This window comes from Pseudomonas sp. UBA6276, from assembly GCF_002438365.1.
GTDB classification, from domain to species: Bacteria; Pseudomonadota; Gammaproteobacteria; order Pseudomonadales; family Pseudomonadaceae; genus Aquipseudomonas; species Aquipseudomonas coleopterorum.
In genome coordinates this window covers 1-7,767 of record NZ_DJUS01000021.1, presented here as the reverse complement: position 1 = coordinate 7,767, position 7,767 = coordinate 1, and the positions used below count along the sequence as shown (strand labels likewise).

The following is a 7,767-nucleotide window of genomic DNA, read 5'->3' as shown; positions in this document are numbered from 1 at the left end:
ACGTTGATGATGCTGCCGCCGCTCTTGAGCAAATGCGGCATGGCGGCGCGGCAACCGTAAAACACCCCGTCCACGTCGATCGACATCACACTGCGCCAGTCGTCCAGCGAGGCCTCGGTCAAGGCGCCCGACGGGGCCACACCAGCGTTGTTGACCAGCACGTCCAGTTGGCCGAAATGCTCGACTGCACGCTTGACCAACTGCTGCACGTCTTCCCACTTCGAGACATCGGCGCTGACGACCAGACTCTGGCCGGGGCCGATGCCCTTGGCTACGGTTTCCAATTTTTCAGCGTTGCGCCCCACCAACACGACGCGTGCACCTTCCTTGGCGAAGCGCAGCGCGGTGGCCGCGCCAATGCCGGAGCCCGCGCCGGTGACGATCACGACTTTGTCCTGGAAACGATTCATGCCTGTGTCCTCTGCGATGTGGAGTTACAGGTGTGAAAGCGTCGCCGCAGGTGCGGTTCATTCGGCTTGATGACAATCCTTTAATGATGCTTCAGGTATCAGGCTTTGCGCGCATTGAGGATGAGCAGCGTCAGGACCCCGGCGATGATACTCCAGAACGCCGAGCCCACCGAGAACAGCGTCAGCCCTGAAGCGGTCACCATGAACGTGACCAAGGCCGCTTCGCGCTCCTTGGGCTCGCTCATGGCTTGAGTCAGGCCGTTGATGATCGAGCCGAACAGCGCCAATGCAGCGATCGACAGCACCAGCTCCTTGGGCAGTGCGGCAAACAGCGCGGCCAGCGTGGCGCCGAACGTGCCGGCAATGGCGTAGAACACCCCGCACCAGACGGCCGCGGTGTAGCGCTTGGCCGGATCTTCGTGAGCCTGTGGGCCGGTGCAGATGGCTGCACTGATGGCAGCCAGATTGACGCCGTGGGAACCGAATGGCGCCATCAGCACCGAGGCGATGCCGGTCACCGAAATCAACGGTGAGGCCGCCACCTGGTAACCGTCGGCGCGCAGTACGGCGATACCGGGCATGTTCTGCGAGGTCATGGCAACCACGAACAGCGGAATGCCGATGCTGATGGTCGCGGCCAGGGAGAAGGACGGGGTGGTCCACTGCGGTTGGGCGACTTGCAAGCTGAAATGGCTGAAGTCGAGTAGGCCGAGCAGCCCGGACACCAGCGTACCGATGACCAGCGCTGCCAGCACCGCATAGCGTGGCGACAGGCGCTTCACGATCAGGTAGGTGAAGAACATGCACAGCACCAGGGCGGTGCGGTGTTGCGCGGCGACGAAGATTTCGCTGCCGATCTTGAACAGGATGCCGGCCAGCAGCGCGGCAGCCAGCGATGCCGGCAGGCGCTTGAGCAGGCGCTCGAAACTGCCGGTCAGGCCACAGATCGTGACCAGCACCGCACAGGTGATGAACGCGCCGATGGCTTCGGCATAATTCACGCCGCCCAGGCTGGTGATCAGCAGGGCCGCACCCGGCGTCGACCAGGCCACCGTGATGGGCGTGCGGTAACGCAGGGAAAGGCCGATGCTGCACACTGCCATGCCGATCGACAGGGCCCAGATCCAGGAGGATATCTGCGCGGTGGTCAAGCCTGCAGCCTGACCCGCCTGGAACATCAGCACCAGGGAGCTGGTGTAGCCGGTCATCATGGCGATGAAGCCGGCCACCACCGCGCAGGGGGCAGTGTCGGCCAGCGGGCGCAGTGGGGCAGAGGTGATGGGATTGGGCATGGCGGTCGGATCCTTGTCCTGAACAGCGTCGGTCAAGGGTAAGCCAAGGTGTCCGGCCAGCAGCGGTACAGCGGCGCGATCAATCGACGATACAGCTGGGCGACAGCGATCAGGCTGCCGCGAAGCGCTCGTTCAGGTAATCGATGATCACCTTGGAATCGTACATCCAGGTAACCTTGCCGGCTTCCTCGATGCGCAGGCACGGGACCTTGATCTTGCCGCCTTCGGCCAGCAGGGTTTCCCGAGCCACGCTGTCGTTCTTGGCATCGCGCAGGCTCGCCGGCACATTGAGCTTGTGCAGTGTGCGGCGGGTCTTCACACAGAATGGGCAGGCGTGGAACTGATAGAGCGTCAGCCCGCTGGCTGCGCGGTCCACCTCGGCCTGGGCCTCGGCGGTGCGCTTGCGCCGCGGTGGACGGGTGAGCAGGTCGCCCGCCACGATTACCTGGCCCAGTCCGATACGCAAGGCTTTCATCAACATGTGGCAGTCCTCGAGATTGGGGTACGGCTTATTTGATCAGGCTGAGAAACTCGCTGCGGGTCGCCGCGTTGTCACGGAACTCGCCCAGCATCACCGAGGTGATCATCGAGGAATTCTGCTTTTCGACACCGCGCATCATCATGCACATGTGCTTGGCTTCGATGACCACCGCGACACCCAGCGCGCCGGTGACCTGCTGCACTGCATCGGCGATCTGCCGGCCCAGGTTCTCCTGGATCTGCAGGCGGCGGGCGTACATGTCGACGATCCGCGCGACTTTGGACAGCCCCAGCACCTTGCCATTGGGAATATAGGCGACATGGGCGCGCCCTATGAACGGCAACAGGTGATGCTCGCACAACGAATACAGCTCGATATCCCGGACCATCACCATCTCGCTCGCATCGGAGCTGAACAGGGCACCATTGGTGACCTCGTCGAGGGTCTGCTCGTACCCGCGGCACAGGTACTTCATGGCTTTGGCAGCGCGTTTGGGCGTGTCGAGCAGGCCTTCGCGGGTGACGTCCTCGCCCAGCTGGCCAAGGATCTCGGTGTAGTTCTGTTCCAGGGACATGATCAAACCTGTGGGGAAATATTTCGCAGACGCGAAGGGTACGGCTCCGCTCGCACGTGTGCAAGCGGGGCGTTATTCGTCACGCCCTTCGAGCATGGTGCGCTTGAGCATCACGTAAACCGCGCCGGCGCCGCCGTGGCGGGGCTGGCAGGAGGTGAAGCCGAGCACCTGCGGATGCTGGCGCAGCCAGGTGTTGACGTGGCTCTTGATCATCGGCCGCTTGCCGTCCAGGCGCACGGCCTTGCCATGGGTTACGCGTACGCAGCGGATTTCGAAACGGGTCGCTTCGGCGAGGAATGCCCAGAGGGTTTCGCGAGCCTTTTCCACGGTCATGCCGTGCAGGTCCAGGCTGCCTTCGAAGGGAATCTGGCCGACCTTGAGCTTGCGCATCTGGCTTTCCTGCACACCATCGCGGGCCCAGTGCAGGTCGTCCTCGGGGCCGACGTCGATGACGAACTGATCGGACAGGCCATCGACGGTCGTGACGTTGGCCCCCACCGTCGCAGCCTGACGCAGCGCTTGCAGCTTGGCCTTGTCGGCCTTGGGCTTGCCGGTGTCGGCACGGTCGTGCCGGATCGGCTTGACGCCGCGCATCTGGTCCTTGAACAGGGAAAATTCGTCGTCTTGCATGAAGGCCTCCGGCACGGGAGCGCTAGTCTACGCGACTCAATCGTGCTTTTTCATCAGATGCGGGGCCAGATCGAGTTCACGGCTGCGGCGCATCCCGCGGCGGCTGCGCCGCCAGAACCACAGGCCCAGATACAGAACCAGCACGCCGATGCCCGCCAGGATGGCCGCGCCGGTGGTCGTGGTGTCCAGTCCGGTCACCTGGGGCGGATGCCCCAGCAAGGTAGCGATGCCGGCCATGGCCAGCAGGAGGCCCAGGGTCAACAGCACGGCACCCAGCGCTGCGCCGAGACGGTAACGCCAGCCACCTGAACTGCGCTTCCTGAGCCTGCGCGCATTGAAACCTTGGGATGACTTCATTGATTCCTCGATGGCGATCGGGCCGGCTTGAAGGTCAGAGCAGATCGCCGGTCATGGCGACCGCAGCGAAGTTGTCGCCCATGATGGCCATTTCGGCTTCCTGCACCTTGGCCGCAGCCAGCACGCCATCGCCCTGGGGCAGGTCGCGAGTGGCGCAGGCATCGGCCACCAGCGTGCAGCGATAGCCGTAGTCCTTCGAGGCGCGCACCGTGGTGCTGACGCTGGAGTGGCTCATGAAGCCGCAGACGATCAGGTCCAGATGACCGTAGCTCTGCAGCAGTTCGTGCAGGCCGGTGTTGTTGAAGGCATTGGGCATGCGCTTTTCGACCACGGCTTCGTCGCCCTGGGGTTCGAAGCCCTTGATGAACTCGCCACGTTCGCCCTGGGGGTCGAACAACCCACCCACGGTGCCCAGATGGCGGATGTGCACCACAGGACGCTTGGCTGCGCGTGCCGCAGCCACCAGTTTGGCGATGTTGGCCAGCGCCGCGTCCATGCCCGACAGGGCCAGGTCGCCACTGAGGTATTCCTTTTGTGCATCGATGATGATCAGGCTGGCGTTGGCGATCCGCGTGGGCGGGAAACCGCGGCCGCTGAGTTGGAACATCGTCTTTGGAACGGACATCGGGGGCTCCTTTGGCTAGGGCTTTTGCCGCATTGTCCTCTGCTCGAGCCGTTCTGTGAATCGGATTGAGCGAACATGGCGAAAATCGCCTGCGGCCCTCTGTTAATATCCCGGCTTGATTCGACCGAGGAGCTTTTGTGATCACTTCCCGCTTGCGCACCGTGCGCGACCACATCCGTTGGGCCGTCAGCCGTTTTCATGGCGAAGAACTGTTCTTTGGCCACGGCACCGATAACGCCTGGGACGAGGCCCGCCTGCTGGTGCTGGGCGCGTTGAACCTGCCCTACGAAATCGCCGACAGCTACCTGGACTGCCGTCTGGAAGAGGACGAGATCGTACGCGTGCAACACTTGCTCAAGCGGCGCATCGAAGAGCGCGTGCCGGCCGCCTACCTGATCGGCGAAGCCTGGTTCTGTGGCATGTCGTTCATCGTCGACGCACGGGTGCTGGTGCCCCGTTCACCGATCGGCGAGTTGATCGAAAACGGCTTCGAGCCATGGCTGAGCCAGCCGCCGGCGCGGATCCTCGACCTGTGCACTGGTTCGGGCTGCATCGGTATCGCTTGCGCCGATGTCTTCCCGGAAGCTGAAGTCATCCTGGCCGACCTGTCCTTCGAGGCGCTCGAAGTGGCCAATCAGAACATCGAGCGGCACGGTCAGGAAGAGCGCGTCTACACCGTCCAGGGTGATGGTTTCGAAGGTTTGCCGGGGCAGCGGTTCGACCTGATCGTGTCCAACCCGCCCTACGTCGATGCCGAAGACTTCGCCGACATGCCGGCCGAGTATCAGCACGAGCCGGAACTGGGCCTGGCCTGTGGCGATGACGGCTTGAACCTGGTGCGACGCATGCTGGCCGAGGCGGCGGATCATTTGACCGACAAAGGCCTGCTGATCGTCGAGGTCGGCAACAGCCAGGTGCACGTCGAGGCGCTCTATCCGGAAGTGGATTTCGCCTGGCTGGAGTTCCAGCGCGGTGGACATGGCGTGTTCATGCTCAGCGCCGAGCAGTGCCGCGAGCACCAGACGCTGTTCGTTTCGCGGATCTGATCGCGTTCGCCTACTTCACTGCGGCTGATGCTAGCGGTGAGTGGCGATCCAGATCAGCAACGCGGCCTGGAACACGGCGAACGCGATCAGGCAGGCGATGGTGAAGCGCAGGCCGCCTTCTTCGCGCGAGAACTTGCCGATCCGCTCCTGTTGGGTGTGCAGTTTCAGCTCCATTTCCTGCAACTGCTGTTCGGCCAGCTGCAGCATCTCGCTGGCCGCCAGCACCTCGACCACCTGGACCTTTTCCGGATTCCAAGTGCTCAGCAACTGGCTGACGGCAATGGGGTGATAGCGCCCCTTGAGGCGTTGCACGTCGGCGTACTCGACATTCAGGCCTTGGGTGCGCAGGGCGTGATCGCGGCGATCCAGGCCTGCCGGTTGCAGCGCTTCCTTGCTCGACAGCGCTGCGCCCTGCAGGGTGTAGTGCGGCCAGTGACGCTGCAGCCAGGCCGTGGCCTGGGCCATGACGAAACGGCCCAGGCCGCGGTTGACCGGCTCCAGTTGCAGACCCGCTTCGCTGCCCAGAGTGACCTGCTTGAGCTGGTGGTCGACCCATACGTCCAGCTGGTTCTGTTCCTTGCGCACACGCTGGCCGGGCAGTTGGATGTCCAGCCGCAACAGGCTCAGAGCCGGGTCGTGGCGCTCGGCCAGGCCGAACTGCACGAAACGCAGCGGCCGCGGGCCGGTCGCCCGGTCGGCGGGCTGGGGCGCCAGGCGCAGCATCCTGAACTGCTCGGTGGTGACCTCGGCCCATGGCCGCGGCACCTGTGCGGGTTCATCGATGTCGGCGTTTGGCGGGTCTTGTTCGGTCATGGCGCGATCCTCTTCACGCAGCTTGTATCGGCTACCTCGACCCACTCTTGAGTGCGCCCGGCGCAGAGCGCCGCTCAAAGACCCTGAATGAAGGGCACGACGACGCGGCCCAGTTCTGCAGCCAGCGGCCGATTGTGGTCACGGTACGATTTGAGCTGGGACGGCAGGTCCATCGGCACGATGCGCAGCACATGGTTCATGCCGGGAATGATCGCCAGCTGCGCGTCCGGCTTGGCGCGCTGCAGTGCCTGCGCATCGCCGACACCCACCTGGATGTCGTGGCTGCCCTGCACGATCAGCGCCGGGATCTTCAATGCAGCGAAGGCTTGCGCAGGGTCCTGGCGCAGCAGCGAAATCAGGTAGGGCTGCACGCTGGGGCGAAACAGCACCTGCAAGGGCTGGGGTACGTCCGGGTCGTATTGTCCTGCCTCCAGGCGCTCGATCAGTTGATAGCTGCGCGGCTGCAGTTCGGCCGGCAGACGCTCGCCGATCTGTTCGCGAAGCACTTCACCCAGGGGCCGGCCGCTGCCCGACAGCGATACCACCGCATTGGCGCCGGCACGTTGGGCTGCCAGGGTGGCGATCAGCGCACCCTCGCTGTGACCAAGAATGACCAGCGGGCCGAAACGCGGATCGCGCTTGAGCTGCGCGCTCCAGGCCACCGCATCGTCGACGTAGCCTGCCACGCTCAGGTCGCGCTCGTCGGGCGTGGCCTTGCGGCCGGTCGCCACACCGCGTTTGTCGTAGCGCACGCTGGCGATGTTGTTCTGGGCCAACAGCAGTGCCAGCTTCTTCAGGCTGTCGTTGCGCCCGGCTTCGGGATTGTTGCCGTCGCGGTCGGTGGGGCCGGAACCGGAGATCATCAGCACTACAGGGACCGGCCGGTCGGCGCGGGGTACCAGCAGCGAGCCGTACAACGTGCCTTGAGCCGTCTGCAACTCGATCGGGCGCCTGGCGATGTCGGGCGTGGCGGCCAGTGCAGCGGCGCTGCTGGCGAACAGGAACACGGCAAGCAATCGGAACATCATCTGCAACATCATCGAGCCACTATCCAGGGAAGTGCGATTTGGACTGGGGCGTCTGGCTAAGGTTCAGGGATGAACTGGCCGTCGACCCTGCGTATACTGGCGCCCTGTCTGATTCGGTTGATTTCGCGGAGCGCCCTGCATGTCCGGCAATACCTACGGCAAGCTGTTCACTGTCACCACCGCTGGCGAAAGCCATGGCCCGGCGTTGGTCGCCATCGTCGACGGCTGCCCGCCAGGCCTTGCGATCTCCCTGGACGATCTGCAGCGCGACCTGGATCGCCGCAAGCCGGGCACCAGCCGGCACACCACCCAGCGCCAGGAGCCCGACGAGGTCGAGATCCTCTCCGGCGTGTTCGAAGGGCGGACCACCGGTACCTCCATCGGCCTGCTGATCCGCAACACCGATCAGAAATCCAAGGATTACTCGGCAATCAAGGACCTGTTCCGTCCCGCCCATGCCGACTACACCTACCATCACAAGTACGGCGAGCGCGACTACCGCGGCGGTGGC

General features: G+C 64.1%; 11 protein-coding genes. 2 read left to right on the top strand and 9 right to left on the bottom strand.

The genetic code is table 11. The features are described from left to right. The 7 genes from B2V21_RS03040 to B2V21_RS03010 all read right to left on the bottom strand — a co-directional run. Positions 1 to 410: SDR family oxidoreductase (locus tag B2V21_RS03040; protein ID WP_286915994.1), on the bottom strand; the 410-nt coding region annotated here is incomplete at its 3' end. Between the two features lie 98 nt (positions 411 to 508). Then, positions 509 to 1,702 carry a benzoate/H(+) symporter BenE family transporter gene (locus tag B2V21_RS03035; RefSeq protein ID WP_286915993.1) on the bottom strand — a complete coding sequence of 398 codons (1,194 nt, stop codon included), beginning with the start codon at positions 1,700 to 1,702 and terminating at the stop codon, positions 509 to 511. 109 nt (positions 1,703 to 1,811) lie between these two features. Continuing rightward, positions 1,812 to 2,183, bottom strand: a complete 372-nt coding sequence (locus tag B2V21_RS03030) for a glutaredoxin (protein WP_282347546.1) — start codon at positions 2,181 to 2,183, stop codon at positions 1,812 to 1,814. A 28-nt stretch (positions 2,184 to 2,211) separates the two neighbouring features. Further along, positions 2,212 to 2,757 (bottom strand): GTP cyclohydrolase I FolE, encoded by a 546-nt coding sequence (folE, locus tag B2V21_RS03025; RefSeq protein WP_043185450.1) that lies wholly within the window; start codon positions 2,755 to 2,757, stop codon positions 2,212 to 2,214. Between the two features lie 72 nt (positions 2,758 to 2,829). After that, complete coding sequence (locus B2V21_RS03020) at positions 2,830 to 3,387, bottom strand: Smr/MutS family protein (RefSeq protein WP_286915992.1); 558 nt, start codon at positions 3,385 to 3,387, stop codon at positions 2,830 to 2,832. Between the two features lie 36 nt (positions 3,388 to 3,423). After that, positions 3,424 to 3,744 carry a hypothetical protein gene (locus B2V21_RS03015; RefSeq protein WP_049862133.1) on the bottom strand — a complete coding sequence of 107 codons (321 nt, stop codon included), beginning with the start codon at positions 3,742 to 3,744 and terminating at the stop codon, positions 3,424 to 3,426. Between the two features lie 34 nt (positions 3,745 to 3,778). Further along, positions 3,779 to 4,369, bottom strand: a complete 591-nt coding sequence (locus tag B2V21_RS03010; RefSeq protein ID WP_286915991.1) for a cysteine hydrolase family protein — start codon at positions 4,367 to 4,369, stop codon at positions 3,779 to 3,781. A gap of 137 nt (positions 4,370 to 4,506) precedes the next feature. Here B2V21_RS03010 and prmB point away from each other — a divergent pair, with 137 nt between their 5' ends. Continuing rightward, entirely contained in the window at positions 4,507 to 5,415 is a 909-nt protein-coding gene (prmB, locus tag B2V21_RS03005) for a 50S ribosomal protein L3 N(5)-glutamine methyltransferase (RefSeq protein WP_286915990.1), read from the top strand. A 30-nt stretch (positions 5,416 to 5,445) separates the two neighbouring features. Here the strand turns inward: prmB and B2V21_RS03000 are convergent, their stop codons facing one another. After that, positions 5,446 to 6,228 (bottom strand): hypothetical protein, encoded by a 783-nt coding sequence (locus B2V21_RS03000; protein ID WP_122743655.1) that lies wholly within the window; start codon positions 6,226 to 6,228, stop codon positions 5,446 to 5,448. A gap of 74 nt (positions 6,229 to 6,302) precedes the next feature. Then, complete coding sequence (locus B2V21_RS02995; protein ID WP_056843943.1) at positions 6,303 to 7,256, bottom strand: alpha/beta hydrolase; 954 nt, start codon at positions 7,254 to 7,256, stop codon at positions 6,303 to 6,305. Between the two features lie 139 nt (positions 7,257 to 7,395). On the opposite strand from B2V21_RS02995, the gene B2V21_RS02990 reads away from it, so the two are divergent. Beyond that, positions 7,396 to 7,767, top strand: a 372-nt coding sequence (locus B2V21_RS02990) for a chorismate synthase (RefSeq protein WP_286915989.1), incomplete at its 3' end; no start/stop codon positions are given.

What these genes read in the sequence shown, in the direction of transcription:
- B2V21_RS03035 (WP_286915993.1), bottom strand. Translation starts at nt 1,702, where the DNA reads ATGCCCAATCCCATCACCTCTGCCCCACTGCGCCCGCTGGCCGACACT.
- B2V21_RS03030 (WP_282347546.1), bottom strand. Translation starts at nt 2,183, where the DNA reads ATGTTGATGAAAGCCTTGCGTATCGGACTGGGCCAGGTAATCGTGGCG.
- folE (WP_043185450.1), bottom strand. Translation starts at nt 2,757, where the DNA reads ATGTCCCTGGAACAGAACTACACCGAGATCCTTGGCCAGCTGGGCGAG.
- B2V21_RS03020 (WP_286915992.1), bottom strand. Translation starts at nt 3,387, where the DNA reads ATGCAAGACGACGAATTTTCCCTGTTCAAGGACCAGATGCGCGGCGTC.
- B2V21_RS03015 (WP_049862133.1), bottom strand. Translation starts at nt 3,744, where the DNA reads ATGAAGTCATCCCAAGGTTTCAATGCGCGCAGGCTCAGGAAGCGCAGT.
- B2V21_RS03010 (WP_286915991.1), bottom strand. Translation starts at nt 4,369, where the DNA reads ATGTCCGTTCCAAAGACGATGTTCCAACTCAGCGGCCGCGGTTTCCCG.
- B2V21_RS03000 (WP_122743655.1), bottom strand. Translation starts at nt 6,228, where the DNA reads ATGACCGAACAAGACCCGCCAAACGCCGACATCGATGAACCCGCACAG.
- B2V21_RS02995 (WP_056843943.1), bottom strand. Translation starts at nt 7,256, where the DNA reads ATGATGTTCCGATTGCTTGCCGTGTTCCTGTTCGCCAGCAGCGCCGCT.